Consider the following 18,911-nt stretch of genomic DNA (forward strand, 5'->3'; position numbering starts at 1 on the left):
TTGAGACCGCCGGCCCGTTGCTCCGTGACAACGTCGCCTCGGTCCAATAGATTAGGCCCCCTGAAAAGGCCTAGCGCTTTCTCGCCTCAACTCAAGTTAAAAGAAGTAGTGAAATTTCAATGTCCGATTCCAACACCGCTGAATCCGTAGTCACCTTGTCGTCCAAAGCGGAATACGAAAACTCCATCAATCTTTCACAGCATGTGCCACAGGCCAAGACCATCAGTGAGATGGTGCTGGACGCTTTCCAGTCCACTCGCGAAAGCGACCAGATCCGCGAACTGCGCACCGCGATTCGCCAGGCTCACGACAGCTTCGATGACGATAAAGCCTACGAACTGATGGGCGAACTCAAGCAACTCAAGGATGCCGAGGCTTCCGACATTGCAGCCCTGGAAGACCTGAGCAGCAAATTCCCGATCAGCCGCATTCTGTCCAGTTTCAAGGACGACCCGGCGTTTCAGGAAATCGTCTACGGCTTGGCACTGACGGTGCTGAACCAGACGCATCAAGCCATCAGCAACCCGAGCAGCGGCAAGAGCAAGACCGCTCGGGCCAAGAAAGAAGTCGAAGTGTTCACCATCAGCAAGGATGGCGTGAACGTCACCCTGCCGGTGCGCACCCCGCGCTCGCGCCTGAACGTTGACCGTGAGGCCCTGGAATTCCTCGGTTTTACCTTTGTTGGCGAAGGTGAGGAAGCGGAACTGGAAAGCGAAACCTTCCTGGACAATGCCGGGACCGAACAAGCGGTGAACCGCAAAAACATCATCACTGCGCTGCAGCAGCAAACCGCGTTTGATGGTTACAGCATCGCCGCGCAGTAATTTTCAGCGCTGACGAAAAAGCCCCGCACTGGGATTCAGTGTGGGGCTTTTTGGTTTTCGGCCTGGGGGTTATGCGTCGGAGTGCAATGCCGCAATCATGTCGACTTCAATCGCCGCATTCTTCGGTAACTGATACACACCGACGGTGGTACGCGTGTGCCGGCCAGCATCGCCGAGCACATGGCTGAACACGTCCGATGCGCCGTTGGCCACTTCACTCAGGTCAACAAAGTCCGGCGTCGACTTCACATACACGGTGACCCGCAGCAACGCCTTGATCTTGTCCAGAGAACCGACTGCATCGACGATCAGCGCCAGACAACGCATCGCACTGATGCTCGCGGCGGCCTGGGCATCCCTCAGGGTCAGCTCCAGTCCGACGCGTCCGGGATACTGAATCTTGCCGTGAGTACGCGGCACCATGCCGCTGATGTACAACTCATCGTGATGACGGATCAGCGGCGCGTAATTGCCGCCGGCCGTGTTCTCACCATAGATGTCATAGTTCAGATCCTGGGCCAGGGCAATGAAGCGTTCGTCGCAGGTCATCCTCTCAGTCATTTCGCCCAGCCTCTTTATCGATGCGTGAAGAACAGTTGAGCACCTGTAAAAGGCTTGGCGCTGTCACTGAATTGGTTGGATCCAAATCTAGGGGTTTTGAACCTTAGTCGCAACCCTTCCCCTCACCCTAACCCTCTCCCAGAGGTAGAGGGGACTGATCGCGGAATATTGACGAGTTACACCGACCTGAAAGCGCTTCAGCGAATCCATAACCGCCAAGATGTTTCAGGTCAATAGAGGCCTCGTGATAACTCGGTCGACTCCCTCTCCCTCGGGAGAGGGTTGGGGTGAGGGGAATTTATGACGAGCAATAAAAAACCCCGCTCCTTCTCTCGAAGGGCGGGGCTTTTCGTACAGCGGCTAAACCTTAAGGCGCATAAGTCAGCAACAGCTCACTCGGCACTTTGAAGTCCAGCGACATCATCACGCTCAGCGCGGTAATGGTGAAGATCGAGAACACGAACAGCTTGCGTGCCCAGACCGTGTCATCCACTGCCTTGTAACCGGTCCAGGCCATGTACAACCAGTACATGCCCATGGCCGCGGCGACGGCGAGGTAGCTCATGCCGGCGTAGCCGCTGAAGGTCAGCATCAAGGTCGCGACCAGGAATGCCAGGATGTAGAGCAGGATGTGCTTCTTGGCGACCTGGATCCCGCGCTTCACTGGCAGCACCGGAATCGATGCGGCCAGGTAATCGTTGAAGCGGAAGATTGCGATGGCGTAGGAATGCGGCATCTGCCACAGGCTGAACATCACCAGCAGGGTCAGCGCAGCCATGTCGAAGCTGTTGGTCACGGCAACGTAACCAATCACCGGCGGCATGGCGCCCGACAGACTGCCCACCAGCGTGCCGTGAACCGACTTGCGCTTGAGGTACAGGCTGTAGAAGCCGACGTAGATGACAAAACCGATCACGGCGAACAGCGCGGCCAACGGGTTGGCCACCTTGTACAACAGTGCAACGCCGGCGATGCCCAGGACGGTCGCGTAGATCAGGGCCAGTTTCAGGGAGATCAAGCCCTGGACCAGCACCCGGTTCTTGGTGCGTTCCATCTTCAGGTCGATGTCGCGGTCGATGCAGTTGTTGAACACGCAACCGGAAGCCACCACCAGGGACGTGCCGATCATGGCGGCCAGGAATATGGCCAGATCGACATGCCCTTTCGAGGCCAGGAAAAACCCGCCTGCCACAGAAAGCACGTTACCGAAAATGATCCCCGGTTTGGTGATTTGGATAAAGTGCTTAAAGGACATCCGGACTTTCCTCAGTGCGCCATCATGACGGTGTGGATGCTGAACATGATCCACAGCGACAAGCCAACCAGCAGGACGATCACCATCGCAGCGAACACAAACGCAATCACGTTGTTACGCTGGGCGGCAGAGCGGTCCAGGTGGAGGAAGTACACCAGGTGAACCAGCACCTGGATCACTGCGAAGGCCAGTACGATCCACAGCGTCCAGACTTTCGGCAGCGATGGGTACATCACCAGGCCGAACGGAATGATCGTCAGGATTACCGACAGGATGAAGCCGATGGCGTAGGACTTTACGCTGCCATGGCTATCGTCGTGGCTGTCGTGGCCGTGGGCATCGTGGCCATGATTTGAGTGAGCTGCATTAGCCATTACAGGGTCCCCATCAGGTAAACAACGGTGAATACGCAGATCCACACCACGTCCAGGAAGTGCCAGAACAGGCTCAGGCAGCTCAGGCGGGTCTTGTTGGTCGACGTCAGGCCGTGCTTGTTGACCTGATACATCATGATCGCCATCCAGATCAGACCGCTGGTCACGTGCAGACCGTGGGTGCCGACCAGGGTGAAGAACCCGGACAGGAAGCCGCTGCGGCTAGGGCCGAAGCCTTCGGAGATCAGCTTGTGGAACTCGTTGATCTCCATGCCGATGAAGCCCAGGCCGAACAGGAAGGTGATGGCCAACCAGCCCAACACTGCCTTCTTGTTGCCCTTGAACAACGCCAGCATGGCGAAGCCGTAGGTGATCGAGCTGAGCAACAGGCAGGCGGTTTCGCCCAGCACGTATGGCAGTTCGAAGATGTCGTGGCCCGACGGGCCACCCGCTACGTTGTTAACCAGTACCGCGTACACCGCGAAGATCGACGCAAACAAAATGCAGTCGGTCATCAGGTAGAGCCAGAAACCGAATACGGTCATCTCGCCCGAGTCGTGGTGATGGTCATCGTGCCCATGTTCATCGACATGGGTGTGTCCAGCATTGGTCACTAAGTTCGACATGGTTTAAGCCTGTTCCAACGAGGTTTCAACACGGGTGGCGCCAGCTGGGACTTTCCCGGCCGCTACCAGACGCTTGTGCTGCTCGGCTTCGATGCGCTCGATCACGTCGACCGGCACCATATAGCCCTGGTCATCACGGGCAGCATGGATAACGAAGTAGATCACGGTACCGGCGAGGCCGAAGATGGCCATCCACCAGATGTGCCAGATCATCGCGAAACCGAACACGGTCAACAGAGCACCCATGACCAGGCCGGTCGCGGTGTTGTTTGGCATGTGGATCGGCTCGTACTTGACCGGAGTCTGGTACGCAGTACCGTTTTCCTTGGCTTCGGTGAACGGGTCGATGCCTGGGGCTTTCGGCAGTACGGCGAAGTTGTAGAACGGCGGTGGCGACGAGGTCGACCATTCCAGCGTGTGGGCATTCCACGGATCGCCGTGTTCGCACATGTTCTCTGGCTTCTTGCGGTCACGCACACTGACGTACAGCTGGATCAACTGGCAGGCAATGCCGACAGCGATCATGAACGCACCGAACAATGCAACGTGCAGGTAAGGCACCCACTCAGGGTTGGTGGTGGCGTTCAGACGACGGGTCATGCCCATGAAGCCCAGTGCATAGAGCGGCATGAACGCGACGAAGAAGCCCGAGATCCAGAACCAGAACGCTGCCTTGCCCCAACCTTCGTGCAGCTTGAAGCCGAACGCTTTAGGGAAGAAGAAGGCGAAACCAGCGATGTAGCCGAACACGGCGCCGCCGATGATCACGTTGTGGAAGTGAGCGATCACGAACAGGCTGTTGTGCAGGACGAAGTCAGCACCCGGGATGGCCAGCAGTACGCCGGTCATGCCGCCGATGGCGAAGGTCACCATGAAGCCCAGGGTCCAGAGAACCTGGCTGGTGAACTGCAGACGACCGCGATAGATGGTGAACAGCCAGTTGAATAGCTTCACCCCCGTCGGAATCGAGATCAGCATCGTCGCCAGACCGAAGAAGGCGTTAACGCTGGCACCCGACCCCATGGTGAAGAAGTGGTGCAGCCAAACCATGAAGCCCAGGATCGAGATCGCGCCAGACGCGTAGATCATCGAGTGATGGCCAAACAGACGCTTACCGGAGAAGGTCGAGATGACTTCGGAGAAGACCCCGAACGCCGGCAGAATCAGGATGTAAACCTCGGGGTGACCCCAGGCCCAGAACATGTTCACGTACATCATTGGATTGCCACCAAGTTCATTGGTGAAAATGTGGAAATCCATGTAACGGTCAAGGGTCAGCAGTGCCAGGGTAGCGGTCAGGATCGGGAACGAAGCCACGATCAGGACGTTAGCCCAGGTGCAGGTCCAGGTGAAGATAGGCATGTCCATCATCTTCATGCCTGGGGTACGCATTTTCAGCACGGTGGCCAGGAAGTTGACCCCCGTCAGTGTCGTACCTAGCCCGGACAGTTGTAATGCCCAGATGTAGTAGTCCACACCCACGCCCGGGCTGTAGCCCAGTTCCGACAGCGGTGGATACGCAACCCAACCGGTACGGGCGAATTCGCCGACACCCAGGGACACGTTCACCAGCACGACGCCGGAGACCAGCAGCCAGAAGCTCAGGGAGTTCAGGAACGGGTAGGCAACGTCACGCGCGCCGATCTGCAGCGGCACTGCAAGGTTCATCAGGCCGGTGAAGAATGGCATCGCCATGAAGATGATCATGATCACACCGTGAGCGGTGAAGATCTGGTCATAGTGTTCAGGCGGCAGGTAGCCAGGCGAACCCTCGGTGGCCATGGCCAACTGGGTACGCATCATGATGGCGTCGGCAAAGCCGCGCAGCAGCATGACCATGGCAACGATGATGTACATCACGCCGATTTTCTTGTGGTCGACCGACGTTAGCCATTCGGTCCACAAGTAGGTCCACTTCTTGAAGTAGGTGATTGCAGCAAATACCGCCAGACCACCGAGCGCGATCATGGCGATGGTAATCATCACAATCGGCTCGTGGAACGGGATCGCTTCCCAACTTAATTTACCAAACATCGTTTACTCCTCTGCCCCGGCAGCTGAATGCGAACTCATGTCCATCCCTTCCATGGTGGCCATTTCGTGCTCTTTACCTTCGTGTTCCATTGGCTTGCCCGGTTTCATGCCTTCGTACTTGTCGAGGATGATCTGGAACAGGTTTGGCGTGAACGAGGCGTAGAGCTCGACTGGGTTGTTCTGGCTTGGTTTGGAAAGGGCTTCGTATTCAGCTTTTTCCAGCTGTTTAGGTGCCTTCTTGACATCACTGACCCACGCATCGAAATCCGCCTGGGAAGTGGCGATAGCTTTGAACTTCATGCCGGTGAAACCCGCGCCGCTGTAGTTGGCGGAGATACCGTCGTATTCAGCGTTCTGGTTGGAAATCAGGTGCAGCTTGGTCTGCATGCCCGCCATCGCGTAGATCTGGCCGCCCAGGCCCGGGATGAAGAACGAGTTCATCACGGTGTCGGAGGTGATTTTGAAATTGACTGGCGTGTTGGCCGGGAACACCAGTTTGTTAACGGTGGCGATGCCTTGTTCCGGGTAGATGAACAGCCACTTCCAGTCCATGGAGACCACTTCAATGGTGATCGGCTTGACGTCGGATTCCAGCGGCTTGTAAGGGTCCAGTGCGTGGGTCGACTTATAGGTCACGTAACCCAGGGCAATGATGATCAGGACCGGAACAGCCCACACCGCGATTTCGATCTTGGTGGAGTGCGACCATTTAGGCGCGTACACCGCGTCCTGGTTGGAAGCGCGGTATTTCCAGGCGAACAGGAACGTCATGACGATGACCGGCACAACGACCAACAGCATCAGCAGCGTTGCGGTGATGATCAGGTTTCGCTCATCCAGGCCCACCTGGCCCTTGGGGTCGAGCAAGGTCATGTTGCAGCCTGACAGCAACAACGTGCCGATCAGCGGCAATAAGCCTAGTAGTCTGGGGTACCTGTTTTTACTCATCTCACGACCTCTAAAGCAGCTTGCGCAATGCAGTTGGGTTTTGATCGCCAACACTTCACCCTGCCAAGGGTTGGCATTTTCTTTGATTGAATAAGGGCTGCCCGTCGCGCGTCAGACGCTGTTCGACAAAACCTGGGCTAGCGGTGAGTTCTTATTCGAATTCGTGGTCAAAGGCCTTGTTACAGACCAATTCCATTTGGTGCGGATAGTCGGAAAGGCACCAACACCTGGGTGTCTTGAAAGCCTCTCGACTTGCTCGACACCCGACTTCCTGCGCAGCCCTTTAATAAAGTGCTCCTTAATAAAGGCTGAACAGTGCCGGGAATTCAGTGCGGGCGATTGTAGATACGTCGCGCTGTATAAACCATGTCTCATCTCGAAATAATTTTTATCCGTTCCAGCAACAATCATTAACGGATTTTGCAAAAGTTCAGCATGGTATCGAAATAAATTCTCAACAAAAACACCAAAAAATGTAGGTGTATCCGCCTCAGTTCAGACAGCTCCGAAGGCTTTTTCTGAACGTCTGATCGGCGCAAAGCCCGATATTCCAAGGGCTCTGGCCATTTGCCAGAGCGTGTTAAAACTGCCTGATCTGGCACTCACGTTCAAAACCAGAAAAACGCTGAAACAGACCAATGTTTTTATGTAACAAGAGGCCAATCGGCCACTTCACGAAGCCCTGCGGCACACCGCGTGTGACAACATGTCGCACACCTGCCGCACCCTCCCTTGCCGTTCGTCACGGCGATTTCACAAAGTCTCTGAACGGCAAAACGCCCCGACTTGCTGATCCGCAAATCGAGGCGTTAGCTGTATCGGCGCAACTGCCGAAAAGTTGATTCAGCGCAGCGCCTTGCGGTTACGCGAGACCAGCAACGGCACCAGCACCACCACCAGCACAAACGACACCAGCGCCCACTGCGCCAGGGACAGGCCCAGGATCGGCGGGTACGGCGTGTCGCAGAAGCCGTCGACCTGGAAGCCCAGCGGGAAGATCTTCGCCAGCGGCAAGCCGTCGACAATCGGTTGCAGCACATCGACGCCACAGCTGACCGCCGGATAGAACTGCGTATAAACATGATGCCCGGCCGCCGCAACGCCACCGAGCGCGGCGATCACCACCAGCACCTCGAACACCGTGAGACTGCGACGAGTGCGCATGGCGGCGCCAATAAAAGCGAAAATCGCGATCAGCAACAACGCGTAGCGCTGCAGGATGCACAGCGGGCACGGCGCCTCTTCCAGAACCACCTGCATGTACAGCGCGCCGCCGATCAATGCCAGGCAGATGATGCCCAGCAACACCAGATAACGCCGTTCACGGCCCAATCGCATCGTTTCGTCACTCATCGCGTTTCCCTTCTAAATATCGATTGCCGGAAGTCTACACGCAGACCGTGACTGTTGAGAGCCAGGTGCGCGCCGGTAGATGTCGGGGAATAGACGATAGACCGGTTAAGAAGGGATTAACTTTTGAGCGTTTTCCAGAATTTAGACCGAGGTGTGGCCATTCGCGAGCAAGCGACTCGGTCTCCGACTGTTACTCCAAAGCAGAAGCCGGCCCAAAGAACTCATAACGACTCTGCTTCTCCGGCACACCCAGCGCTTTCAAATGACGCTTGATCACCGCCATAAAGCCTTTCGGCCCCAAGAAGTAAGCATCCAGATCCCGCTGCTGCGGCAACCACGCCCCCAACTGCTCCTGACTCAACAGCCCGACCTTGTCCGCCACCGGGCTCACGCCATCGTCTTCGGCGTAGCAATAGAAGCGCTTGAGCTGCGGATGACGCGCCGCCAAACCATCGATCCAGTCACGGAACGCATGAACACTTCCATTACGCGCACAGTGAATAAAGTGCACCGGCCGCTCGGTCGCCAGCGCCGCTTCAAGCATCGCCAACGTCGGAGTGATGCCGACGCCGCCGCTGATCAGCACCAGTGGTTTGTCGCTGGCGGTCAGGGTGAACTCGCCCGAGGGCGGGAACAGCTGAATGCTCGCGCCCACATGCAGTTGATCATGCAAATGATTGGAGGCGCGGCCGCCAGCTTCGCGTTTGACGCTGATGCGGTACTGGCCGTTGTCCGACAGGGAGGACAACGAGTAATTACGGCGAATCTCTTCGCCATCGAGGATCAGCTTCATGCCGATGTACTGACCCGGCTCGGCGGCGAGGATCGGGCCTTTGTCGGCGGGCTCGAAGTAGAACGAGATGATTTCCGCGCTTTCCTCGACCTTGGCCGCGACGATGAACTCCCGCGCCCCGCGCCAGCCGCCCGGCGCCTGTTCCTTCTGGTCGTAGATGCTGGTTTCGGCACCGATCAGAATGTCGGCCAATTGGTTGTAGGCAGCACCCCACGCCGCGATGACTTCAGGGGTGGCGATTTCATCACCCAGCACTTCGGCAATCGCGCGCAGCAGGCACGCGCCGACAATCGGGTAATGCTCCGGAAGAATTTGCAGGGCCACGTGTTTGTTGATGATCTTCGCCACCAAGTCACCCAACTGGTCGAGCTGATCGATGTGCCGCGCGTACATCAGCACGCCGTTGGCCAACGCACGAGGCTGGTCACCGCTGGCCTGGTGGGCCTGGTTAAACAGTGGGCGGACTTCCGGGTATTCGGAGAGCATCATGCGGTAGAAGTGAGTGATCAGCGCTTCACCACCGCTTTCCAGCAGCGGCACGGTGGATTTGACGATGGCACGGTCTTGAACGCTAAGCATAAGGGCGACTCCTGAGCTTTATGTGAATACCCTTTACTTATCAGTTTCCATGCCAAGAATTAAAACTTTATAAATCAATAACTTGTATTCGCCATAGTCATATCGACACGCAGTGCTTTATAGTCATGTCGACTACATGGAGTCACTATGACTGCAAAATCCCTGCTCACTGCCCTGCTCCCGCTGGTCTCCGACCTGTCCCGCGAATTGCCTGAAGGCGAGCGCTATCGGCGCCTGCTCGAAGCCATGCGCGCCCTGCTGCCCTGCGATGCCGCTGCCCTGCTGCGTCTCGACGGCGAATGGCTGGTGCCGCTGGCCGTGGACGGCTTGAGCACCGATACCTTGGGCCGGCGCTTCAAAATCAGCGAACACCCGCGTTTCGAGGCGCTGCTCAGCAGCCCCGGGCCGACCCGCTTCGCCGCCGACAGCGACCTGCCCGACCCTTACGACGGTTTGGTCGATGGCCTCGACGAGCATCTGGAAGTCCATGATTGCATGGGCTGCCCGCTGTTTATCGATGAGCGCCCGTGGGGCCTGTTGACCCTCGATGCGCTAGACCCGGAGCGCTTCGAGCCGATCGAACTGGACGCCCTGGAAGCCTTCGCCAGCCTCGCCGCCGCGACCGTCAACGCCGCCGAGCGCATCGAACGGCTGGCCACTCGCGTCGAAGACGAACATCAGCGCGCCGAGATCTACCGTCAGGCCAGCGGCCAGCAGAACCGCGAGATGATCGGCCAGAGCAAGGCTCACAAACGCCTGGTGGAAGAAATCAACCTGGTGGGCGGCAGCGACCTGACCGTGCTGATCACTGGGGAAACCGGGGTCGGCAAAGAGCTGGTAGCCCAGGCAATTCACGCCGCTTCGCCACGCGCCGACAAACCGATCATCAGCCTCAACTGCGCCGCCCTGCCGGACACCTTGGTCGAGAGCGAGCTGTTCGGTCATGTGCGCGGCGCGTTCACCGGGGCGATGAACGACCGGCGCGGCAAGTTCGAACTGGCCAATGGCGGCACGTTGTTCCTCGATGAAGTGGGTGAACTGTCCCTGACCGTGCAGGCCAAGCTGCTGCGGGTGCTGCAAAGCGGTCAACTGCAACGATTGGGCTCGGATAAAGAGCATCAGGTCGACGTGCGGCTGATCGCGGCGACCAACCGCGACCTCGCCGAAGAAGTACGCAGCGGCCGCTACCGCGCCGACTTCTATCATCGCCTCAGCGTGTATCCGTTGCTGGTACCGGCGCTGCGGGATCGCGGGCGCGATGTGTTGCTGCTCAGTGGCTTCTTCCTCGAACAGAACCGCTCGCGCATGGGCCTCAACAGCCTGCGCCTGAGCAGCGATGCCCAAGCGGCGCTGCTTGCGTATCAGTGGCCGGGGAACGTGCGGGAACTGGAGCACTTGATTGGCCGCAGTGCCTTGAAGGCGCTGGGCAACTGCAAGGAACGGCCGAAGATTCTCAGTTTGAGCGCGGCGGACCTGGACTTGCCGCGCGAGGTTGTGGATAACTCCGCCGAACCTGCTGCCGATGTTGTAGCGGCGGCGCCGCTGATCAAAGGCGATTTGCGCAGCGCCACCGAGGAATATCAGCGGCGCTTGATCAGTGCGGCGCTGGAGCGCAATCAGGACAACTGGGCGAGCGCGGCGCGTGAGTTGGGGCTGGATCGGGCAAACCTTGGGCGCATGGCCAAGCGGTTGGGCATGAAAAGCTAAAGCAAACCCTCACCCTAGCCCTCTCCCGGAGGGAGAGGGAACTGATTGGGGGATGCTGCAGAATTACGCCGACCTGAATCTGCTTGCCGAACCCACAATCGACTCGGTCGCTCAGGTCGATGTACGACGCAAGACACCTCGGTCAGCTCCCTCTCCCTCGGGGAGAGGGCTGGGGTGAGGGGCTTTGGATCTGAAGACCAGCCGACAACTGACCTAAAGCCCAACCTTTTGACGCCGATAACCCGGCATCAATAGCTTTTGGCGACGTTCCACTCGCCCATCACCTTTCTCCAAAGAAGGTTTTTATGTCCTCCACCAAAGCCCGCGCAGATTCACTTTCGCTTCTTCTGTTTACCTTGCGCAGCGGCAAGCTGATGGCGATCAACCTGCTGAAAGTCAGTGAAATCATCCCCTGCCCGCCGCTGACCAAGCTGCCGGAGTCGCACCCTCACGTCAAAGGCATCGCCACCCTGCGCGGCGCGTCGTTGTCGGTCATCGACCTGAGCCGCGCCATTGGCGAACGGCCGCTGGAAGATCCGAACGGCGGCTGCCTGATCGTCACCGACGTCAGCCGCTCCAAGCAGGGCCTGCACGTTCAAGCGGTGAGCAAGATCGTTCACTGCCTGACCACCGACATCCGTCCGCCGCCCTTCGGCTCTGGCGGCGTGCGTTCGTACATCACCGGCGTGACCTCGGTCGACGGCGTGCTGGTGCAAGTACTGGACATCGAAAAAGTCATCCACGGCATCGCCCCGGCGCAGATCGAAACGGCGCCGACCGAACTGAGTATGGAAGATGCTGAAGTCCTCGGTAACGCGCGGATTCTGGTGGTCGATGACAGCCAGGTCGCGTTGCAACAATCGGTGCACACCCTGCGCAACCTCGGCCTGCAATGCCACACCGCCCGCAGCGCCAAGGAAGCCATCGATTGCCTGTTGGACCTGCAAGGCACTGCCCAGCAGATCAACCTGATCGTCTCGGACATCGAAATGTCGGAGATGGACGGCTACGCCTTCACCCGCACCCTGCGTGAAACCCCGGACTTCTCGCACCTCTACGTGCTGCTGCACACCTCGCTGGACAGCGCGATGAACAGCGAAAAAGCGCGCTTGGCCGGCGCCAACGCGGTACTGACCAAGTTCTCCTCGCCAGAACTGACCAGGTGCCTGATCGAAGCCGCCAAGGCTGTCGCCGAGCAAGGTCACTGAGTGTGGCCGAGGACTTTTGCTTCTTGATGCGGCGCAACCTCGCTGAGGCTGTGCCCGACATCGCCTGGCCAACCGGCATTGAACTGCGCCAATACCGCCCCGAACTCGCTGAAGCCGTGCATCAACTGATGGAACTTGGCTATCGCGAAGGTGGCGGTCGCGTGCCGGCGCTGGACGTCTGGCAGCAGCGTTTTGAAACCGATCCTGAATACGATCCGAGCCTGTGCTTCATCGCGCTGGACGCCGAGGGCATCGTCGGCGTTTGCCAGTGCTGGACCAGCGCCTACATCAAGAGCCTGGTGGTGCATCCACGGGTTCAGGGTCTTGGGCTGGGTCGTGCTTTGCTGCTACATGCTTTCAAAACGTTTCAGCAACGCCGCGAGGGGTTTGTTGATCTGAAGGTGCTGGAAGACAACCTTCGGGCGCAGGGATTGTATGAAAGTGCCGGGATGCGGGTGGTTCGCCGGGAACCCGTTCCGGCCTAACACCGCTTTCGCGAGCAAGCCCGCTCCCACATTGGAATGCATTCCCCCTGTGGGAGTGGGCTTGCTCGCGAAGAGGCCCGCACAAACACCACACAACCATCAGGCATACTCCAACCTTGGCCAAATCACGCCCAAGGACGCCCAAATAATGAAAACCACCACCCTGCTCTTACTCTCCCTCACCGCCCTCACGACCCAAGCTCACGCCGCCAGCCCCGACGCCTGGGCCGCTTACGACAAAGCCGTCCTCGCCACTTGCACCAAGGCCAGCGGCCTGAAGGACGCCAAACCCGTCGGCACCGCCGCGCAATTCGACGACCGGGTTGGCTACACCGCGCTCCTGTTGCAAGGCCAATACCCGCAAAAGCACATGAAGGGCCAACAAGGCACCGAGCTATGCCTCTACAACAAGGCAACCAAAACCGCCTACGTCACCGAATGGGACTCCATCCGCCCGACCGCCAAGAAGCCGTGAGTGGCGCATAACTTGCTTCGAGACACGCCTTGGCGATGGCTTTCTGTCGCCATTTGATGACCTTACCGGCGATCGATCGAACAATGAACACGACGTTTTCCTGCGTAGGTTGCGGCAAATGCTGCAACGACCACCATGTCCCCCTGACCCTGACGGAAGCCCGCATGTGGGCTGACGATGGCGGCCAGGTGATCGTGTTGGTGGAAGGCTTTCTGGGCAATGGCCTGGGCCTGCCTCTCTTGCAGCGAGAACACGCCGAACGTCGTTCGGTGCTGGTTCGCAGCGGGGCAACCGAGGCGTACGTCGCGATCACCTTCGCGGCCTACAACGTCGGCCGCTGCCGGAATCTTGACGAAGAGAATCTCTGCCGCATCTATGAGCGCCGGCCGCTGGTGTGCCGCATCTACCCAATGGAAATCAATCCGCACATCCCGCTGAACCCGGCAGTGAAGGAATGCCCGCCCGAGTCCTGGGAACAAGGGCCGGACCTGATTGTGGGTGGCGAGTTGGTGGATCAGGAGTTGAAGACGCTGATCCAGAACTCACGCCAGGCGGATCGCGATGATGTTCAGACCAAGGATGCGATTTGCGGGTTGTTGGGGATTCGCACGACAGCGCTGAAGGGCGATGGGTTTACCGCTTATTTGCCGGAGATGGGGGCTTTTGCTTCGGTCATTGATCAAGTCGTGGCGCAACCGTTGGAAGCTGCGAGCAGTGAATGGCTGTTTCACGTCTCCGGCGAGGACATTGCCGGGCAAGTGCTGGCGGCTGGGGGTGAAGTGACGACTGAGGCGCCGGTTAACTATGCGTTTATCTCGTTGCGGGCCGCCTGATCCAGAAATCTGGTGCTGTGGCTGCTGGCCTCTTCGCGAGCAAGCTTTGCTCCTACAAGGTTTTTTGTTGCCCATCAATCCCTGTAGGAGCTGAGCTGCTGTGGTCGAACTTTTTAGACCATGATGTAGGAGCGTCGATTTAAGGAAGCATCATGGGATATCGGGTTGTTACACCAGAAGAAAAAGCAGAGGCGATTCGCTTGGTGGTGGACATGCAATACTCCGTCCCCAAAGCCTGTGAGGCCACCGGTGTAGGGCCTACAGCCCTGCGTCGATGGGTAATACGGTGGCGCCGGGATCAGGAAGGCGTTGCTCAATTGCCACGACTGCAGGATCAGGAACTGATCGAGTCGCTTCAAGCGAAACTGGCGCTACTTGAGACCGAGAATCAAGTGTTAAAAAAGCAATTGCCCTCTCATCTGAAGGTTCTGTTCGGTCGAACCAAATGATTGATGGCGTTAGAGGTGCGTTGTCAATTCGGCGCACGTGCTCCGTGCTTGGCATTGCTCGAAGCAGCTATTACGCAAAGCGTAAAACCAAACGACTAAAGCCTCGTCTGCGTTGGCTAAGGCGCAAGCTTCGTGCATTGCACAAACAGCATCGGGAAGCCTTAGGTACTCGTGGCCTTTGCAAAGCGTTGAGAAAAGAAGGGGTCTTTATCGGACGCTATCGAATGCGCACGTTGATTAAAACCTTCGGTCTGCACCGGCGCAGACCGCGTTATGCACACTATCGCCGCGCCACAAAGCCGGCAATCGTTGCTCCCAACATACTTGATCGTCGATTTAATCCGACTCAGCCAGATACTCTTTGGGCAGGCGATATCACCTACATCAGGGTCGGTAACAGTTGGCTTTATCTTGCCGTAGTGATGGATCTTTTTTCACGCAGGATTGTGGGCTGGGCGTGCTCAAGAACTGCCGACGCCGAACTCGCTGCGAAGGCTCTGAGGTTGGCAGTGGCATTTCGCCGACCGATGCCTGAGTTGTTATTTCACTCAGACCAGGGCTGTCAGTACACAGCTGATCGATTTGTTGCCTGCTTGGCAGAAAACCGGATTTTGCAGAGTATGAGCCGTCGAGGAAACTGTTGGGATAACGCCGTGGTAGAGCGCTATTTCAGAACATTGAAGCACGACTGGATGCCGGAGAACGGCTACCAAAATCATTTGGAAGCGGAGAAGGATGTGATGGATTTCATTTCGCACTACAACCATCGCCGCTGCCACTCTGCTTCAAACCACTTGCCACCTGCGCTATTTGAGCGGCAGGCGGCCTAATGCTCCTACGGAATGGTTTAAAAAAACTGAACCACTACAAGCTTGCTCGCGAAAGCGCCAGCCCGGTCAACCTCAATCGCGAACCTGCCGCCGCCGCCAAAACTCCCGCGCCAACATGCGCAAATCCCCCGCCAGTCCCGCCACATCCTCGGAGTTGCGCTGACTCTGCCGTCCCTCATCCACCGTCACCTCGCACGCCGTGCGGATGCTGACGATATTGCGATTGATGTCCTCGCTCACCGCGCTTTGCTGCTCCACCGCCGCCGCGATCTGCAGACTCATCTCGGTGATCTGCTCGACCCGCGCACTGATCCCGTCCAGCGCCCGCGCCGCCCGTTGCGCCTGTTCGACGCTGTCATCGACATGCTCGCTGCTCTGCTGCATCACCTGCACCGCATCACGCGCGCCATTTTGCAGGGTGCTGATCATCCGCTGAATCTCGTTGGTCGATTGCTGCGTGCGTTGCGCCAGCCCGCGCACTTCATCGGCCACCACGGCGAAGCCGCGTCCGGCATTGCCGGCACGCGCTGCTTCGATCGCCGCGTTCAAGGCCAGCAGATTGGTCTGCTCGGCGATCGAGCGAATCACGTCCAGCACTCCGGAAATCTCGCTGCTGTGGCCTTCGAGTTGATGGATCACCTCGGTGGCGCGCCCCAGCTCCTCCGCCAGGCGCAACACCGCGCTGCGACTTTCGCCGACCAGCAAATGCCCTTCACGGGTTTCCGTCCCGGCCATGTCCGCCGCCACCGAGGCTTGCTGCGCATGGCTGGCCACTTGCGCGACACTGGCAGCCATTTCATGAATCGCCGCCGCGACCAGATCGGTTTCCGCCTGCTGCGCCAATGAACTGCTATGGCTGCTTTGCAAATGATCGACCAGTTGCGCCGCATGCCCGGCCAACTGTTGCGAAGCATCGCCAATGCGCCCGACCACCGCGCCAACCTGCGCCTCGAGCATCTGCAAAGCGAACTCGATCTGCCCGAATTCATCCCGTCGACCGGTATAGATGCCTTGGCTCAACGGGTTATCGGCAATGTGCCGGGCACGCTCGGTCAACCGCTCCAGCGGCCGCAGCATCCAGTGCACAACCCCTGCACAAGTACCGCTGCCAATCACAAACGCCGCCGCGTCGATCCACATCGACTCGGGTCGCAACCACGCTTCGACACTCAACACAGCACCGAGCAACGTGCTGGTCAACGCCGTGAGTTTCGCGCGCAAGCTGATCGCAGGGAGTTGCCAGCGTTTCACCTGCGTCCCGCGCAACTGCGCATAGGCACGCTCCGCTGCCCTCACCTGGCGCTCATCCGGCCGCGTGCGCACCGACTGATACTCGACCGCCGCACCGTTCTGAGTGACCGGCGTGACGAACGCGCTGACCCAGTAATGATCACCGTTCTTGCAACGATTCTTCACCAGCCCCATCCACGAACGCCCACGTTTGAGCGTCTGCCACAGGTGCGCAAACGCCTGCGCCGGCATGTCCGGATGACGCAGCAAGTTGTGCGGCACACCAAGCAGTTCGTCGCGGGTATAACCGCTGATCCTGATGAAATCATCGTTGGCGTAGGTGATTGCGCTGGTCAGATCGGTGGTCGAAAGAATGTTCGCATCCAGCGCTACTTCGACGTTGCGACCGGTCACCAGGAGGTTGATCTTCATGGATAGCGCGCTCGTTTTATTGGGAAGAGTCGGCAGGGCTGCTGACTCTAAGCGCACCAATTGGTCAAATATTGATCTGGCTCAGGAACTGAGCACTTAGCCATCACTGTGTTCGAAATTCATAGAGATCCGAAAATCACAGCGATGGCCGCAGGCGGGAATAAAACTCAGCGCTTGCCCATCGAACGACGGGTGCCCGGCGGGGCCATGCCCGGGGTCTTGGTGTGGCCATTCTTGGCGCCGTTCTTGTACCACGGCTGGTTAGAGCCTTTGGCAGACGCCAACTCGCCCGGTTTGAACGGGAATTTGAAGGCCGGGATTTCGCTGTGGGTGTCGCTGGCATCGGCCAATTCTGCCGGGACAGCGCTTACAGCGTCGTCAACCGGCGGCAGGGTCGGGGAAGTCATAAAAGCTCCGGAAAGCAAAAAGTCGGGCCCGAACAGTGAGCCGCGAAGGCGCGCAGTATACCTGCACGCCTTGGCTCGGCACCTGAAGATTTGCACCGCACGCCGAACGGCTTACAAGTACGTGATGGTGACAATACCTTTGTCGGTCGAAGTCTTGAGTGCTTCATAGGTCATGGACATCGGCAGCAATTGATGACTGCAAGCATTGCGATAAGTGTCCACATCGACTTTCAGACCAGGCTTGATTTCGACCTGACGGGACTCCGTGGCGGACAACCCCGGTGGGAGTTGCCCAGAGAGATTTGCGCCGTGCCATACAAGCTGATTTGCTTAGAGAGGATGATCTTTAAGCGTTCGATGGAAGATTGAAAGCCATGACCGATATCAGTTCATTCGTTGCTGGACGTTGCTCGACAATTGCGAGGTGTTTTCCAGCAACTGCTCCAGAAGAGCTTCATCTTCATCCATATAGCCTTCGTACTCCGCCAGGTTCCGTCGCTCATGACACAGGGCGAACAACCGAACCTGTACTTTGCCAATATCAGCCGTATGAACCAGGCACTGAAACACCAGATATCGCTTGTCCGAACGGTAGCCACACAAGCGAAGCGCCGTCAGTGCAAGCGCATGGGCAGCGTTGTAAGCCAGGTCGAACCGACTCGCGAAGGACAGCGAAGGCGTTTGCGCATCTTTCAATCGATCCACCGCCGAACGCAGCAGCCCTTCGCACTCCTTGCGAGTCCGACGGCTCGGCTTTCAGTCCACCGCTACGTAACAGGTTCTCCAGATTCTCGTTGCTGCCCATCCTTGGACTCCAAAGGGTTTTGCCCCATCAGGTTGATCTTGTCCTGCTGCGCTACCCGCACGACAAAGCTGTTTTCAGCCGCCAGTTTTGCGGCCCAGTCGCCGGGGGTGTAGAGCGTCGGGTTGAGGACGCGGCCCAGTTGTTCCTCCAGAGGCATGAGCCGCTCCATCACTTCACTGTAGTGGAGGCTTTCGCCGATCAGCATGAGATCAATGTCACTGGATGCGTTTGCCGAATCCTTGGCGATAGAGCCGTACACAAAGGCCCAGGTGATCTGTTCGGCAAAGGGTTGCAGCGCCTGGCGCAGAGGCTCGGCAATACCAAAGGTCTTGCGGGCGATGCCCAGCAGTTCGGCATAGATCGGGCAGTCGGGATTGGCTTGATAGTGGGTCTGGTTACCCTGGCGTGTCAGGGTCAGCACGCCGGCCTGCTGCAACCGATCCAGCTCGCGCATGAGGCTGCCTTTACCTACTTGTGCCCAGCGGGCGATCTCGTTGGCGTAAAAACTGCGGTCGGGTTTGCCGAACAATAAGCCCAGTACTTTTTGCTGAGTAGTTGTGAACAAGGCTTCGCTGAGGGAAAGGTTTTTCACAGTGGCAACCGATGAGTCCCAAAAAGGGAACGATAGGTCCCTTTTTGGGAATCTTCAACCTGTAGAGGCAGCGCTGACAGAACAATCGCCATCGCGAGCAAGCTCGCTCCT

General features: G+C 58.1%; 19 protein-coding genes and 3 pseudogenes. 8 read left to right on the plus strand and 14 right to left on the minus strand.

Going from position 1 to position 18,911, the window contains the following annotated elements; genetic code table 11:
- Positions 1 to 119: 119 nt before the first annotated feature.
- Positions 120 to 824 carry a hypothetical protein gene (locus JFT87_RS27465; RefSeq protein WP_201206503.1) on the plus strand — a complete coding sequence of 235 codons (705 nt, stop codon included), beginning with the start codon at positions 120 to 122 and terminating at the stop codon, positions 822 to 824.
- 69 nt (positions 825 to 893) lie between these two features.
- On the opposite strand, the gene JFT87_RS27470 is transcribed toward JFT87_RS27465, so the two are convergent.
- From JFT87_RS27470 to hmpA, 8 genes are all read right to left on the minus strand, one after another.
- On the minus strand, positions 894 to 1,385 hold the full coding sequence (locus JFT87_RS27470; RefSeq protein WP_201206504.1) for a RidA family protein: 492 nt from the start codon (positions 1,383 to 1,385) through the stop codon (positions 894 to 896).
- A 367-nt stretch (positions 1,386 to 1,752) separates the two neighbouring features.
- Positions 1,753 to 2,640: a heme o synthase gene (gene cyoE, locus JFT87_RS27475; protein WP_123410182.1), complete on the minus strand. Its 888-nt coding sequence runs from the start codon at positions 2,638 to 2,640 to the stop codon at positions 1,753 to 1,755.
- 11 nt (positions 2,641 to 2,651) lie between these two features.
- Complete coding sequence (gene cyoD / locus JFT87_RS27480; protein ID WP_201206506.1) at positions 2,652 to 3,014, minus strand: cytochrome o ubiquinol oxidase subunit IV; 363 nt, start codon at positions 3,012 to 3,014, stop codon at positions 2,652 to 2,654.
- Positions 3,014 to 3,640 (minus strand): cytochrome o ubiquinol oxidase subunit III, encoded by a 627-nt coding sequence (locus JFT87_RS27485; RefSeq protein WP_054613570.1) that lies wholly within the window; start codon positions 3,638 to 3,640, stop codon positions 3,014 to 3,016. Before JFT87_RS27485 ends, cyoD begins: the two co-directional genes overlap by 1 nt.
- 3 nt (positions 3,641 to 3,643) lie before the next feature.
- Positions 3,644 to 5,674: a cytochrome o ubiquinol oxidase subunit I gene (gene cyoB, locus JFT87_RS27490; protein ID WP_201206508.1), complete on the minus strand. Its 2,031-nt coding sequence runs from the start codon at positions 5,672 to 5,674 to the stop codon at positions 3,644 to 3,646.
- A gap of 3 nt (positions 5,675 to 5,677) precedes the next feature.
- Positions 5,678 to 6,622, minus strand: coding sequence for a ubiquinol oxidase subunit II (cyoA, locus tag JFT87_RS27495; protein WP_201206510.1), 945 nt, complete (start codon positions 6,620 to 6,622; stop codon positions 5,678 to 5,680).
- A gap of 843 nt (positions 6,623 to 7,465) precedes the next feature.
- Positions 7,466 to 7,975, minus strand: coding sequence for a disulfide bond formation protein B (locus JFT87_RS27500; protein WP_149658143.1), 510 nt, complete (start codon positions 7,973 to 7,975; stop codon positions 7,466 to 7,468).
- A gap of 190 nt (positions 7,976 to 8,165) precedes the next feature.
- Positions 8,166 to 9,347, minus strand: coding sequence for an NO-inducible flavohemoprotein (hmpA, locus tag JFT87_RS27505; RefSeq protein WP_201206512.1), 1,182 nt, complete (start codon positions 9,345 to 9,347; stop codon positions 8,166 to 8,168).
- A gap of 147 nt (positions 9,348 to 9,494) precedes the next feature.
- Between hmpA and norR the strand changes: the two genes are divergently transcribed.
- The 7 genes from norR (at position 9,495) to JFT87_RS27540 (ending at position 15,334) form a co-directional block, all read left to right on the plus strand.
- Complete coding sequence (gene norR / locus JFT87_RS27510) at positions 9,495 to 11,054, plus strand: nitric oxide reductase transcriptional regulator NorR (RefSeq protein WP_201206514.1); 1,560 nt, start codon at positions 9,495 to 9,497, stop codon at positions 11,052 to 11,054.
- 305 nt (positions 11,055 to 11,359) lie between these two features.
- Positions 11,360 to 12,262 (plus strand): chemotaxis protein CheV, encoded by a 903-nt coding sequence (locus JFT87_RS27515; protein ID WP_201206516.1) that lies wholly within the window; start codon positions 11,360 to 11,362, stop codon positions 12,260 to 12,262.
- A 26-nt stretch (positions 12,263 to 12,288) separates the two neighbouring features.
- Entirely contained in the window at positions 12,289 to 12,747 is a 459-nt protein-coding gene (locus JFT87_RS27520; protein ID WP_201206517.1) for a GNAT family N-acetyltransferase, read from the plus strand.
- Positions 12,748 to 12,895: 148 nt separating this feature from the next.
- On the plus strand, positions 12,896 to 13,222 hold the full coding sequence (locus tag JFT87_RS27525; protein WP_201206519.1) for a hypothetical protein: 327 nt from the start codon (positions 12,896 to 12,898) through the stop codon (positions 13,220 to 13,222).
- Positions 13,223 to 13,305: 83 nt separating this feature from the next.
- Complete coding sequence (locus JFT87_RS27530) at positions 13,306 to 14,055, plus strand: YkgJ family cysteine cluster protein (protein WP_201206523.1); 750 nt, start codon at positions 13,306 to 13,308, stop codon at positions 14,053 to 14,055.
- A 152-nt stretch (positions 14,056 to 14,207) separates the two neighbouring features.
- Positions 14,208 to 14,504 (plus strand): transposase, encoded by a 297-nt coding sequence (locus JFT87_RS27535; protein WP_201200757.1) that lies wholly within the window; start codon positions 14,208 to 14,210, stop codon positions 14,502 to 14,504.
- The gene (locus tag JFT87_RS27540; protein ID WP_201200759.1) at positions 14,501 to 15,334 is read left to right on the plus strand and encodes an IS3 family transposase; all 834 of its coding nucleotides are present in this window, start codon (positions 14,501 to 14,503) and stop codon (positions 15,332 to 15,334) included. The genes JFT87_RS27535 and JFT87_RS27540 overlap by 4 nt, the downstream gene beginning before the upstream one ends.
- A gap of 72 nt (positions 15,335 to 15,406) precedes the next feature.
- Here JFT87_RS27540 and JFT87_RS28980 read toward each other — a convergent pair.
- The 6 genes and pseudogenes from JFT87_RS28980 to JFT87_RS27565 form a co-directional block, all read right to left on the minus strand.
- Positions 15,407 to 16,414: pseudogene (locus JFT87_RS28980) on the minus strand (methyl-accepting chemotaxis protein); the annotation flags it as partial.
- A 300-nt stretch (positions 16,415 to 16,714) separates the two neighbouring features.
- Positions 16,715 to 16,996, minus strand: a pseudogene (locus JFT87_RS28985) (PAS domain-containing protein); the annotation flags it as partial.
- 167 nt (positions 16,997 to 17,163) lie between these two features.
- On the minus strand, positions 17,164 to 17,403 hold the full coding sequence (locus JFT87_RS27550; RefSeq protein WP_201206527.1) for a hypothetical protein: 240 nt from the start codon (positions 17,401 to 17,403) through the stop codon (positions 17,164 to 17,166).
- Between the two features lie 111 nt (positions 17,404 to 17,514).
- Positions 17,515 to 17,679: a hypothetical protein gene (locus JFT87_RS27555; RefSeq protein ID WP_242487352.1), complete on the minus strand. Its 165-nt coding sequence runs from the start codon at positions 17,677 to 17,679 to the stop codon at positions 17,515 to 17,517.
- Positions 17,680 to 17,787: 108 nt separating this feature from the next.
- A pseudogene (locus tag JFT87_RS27560) lies at positions 17,788 to 18,208 on the minus strand (hypothetical protein).
- Positions 18,171 to 18,800: a transcriptional regulator gene (locus JFT87_RS27565; protein WP_201206529.1), complete on the minus strand. Its 630-nt coding sequence runs from the start codon at positions 18,798 to 18,800 to the stop codon at positions 18,171 to 18,173. The pseudogene JFT87_RS27560 and the gene JFT87_RS27565 overlap by 38 nt, the downstream one beginning before the upstream one ends.
- Positions 18,801 to 18,911: the final 111 nt, after the last annotated feature.

The organism is Pseudomonas sp. TH15 (assembly GCF_016651105.1).
GTDB lineage: Bacteria > Pseudomonadota > Gammaproteobacteria > Pseudomonadales > Pseudomonadaceae > Aquipseudomonas.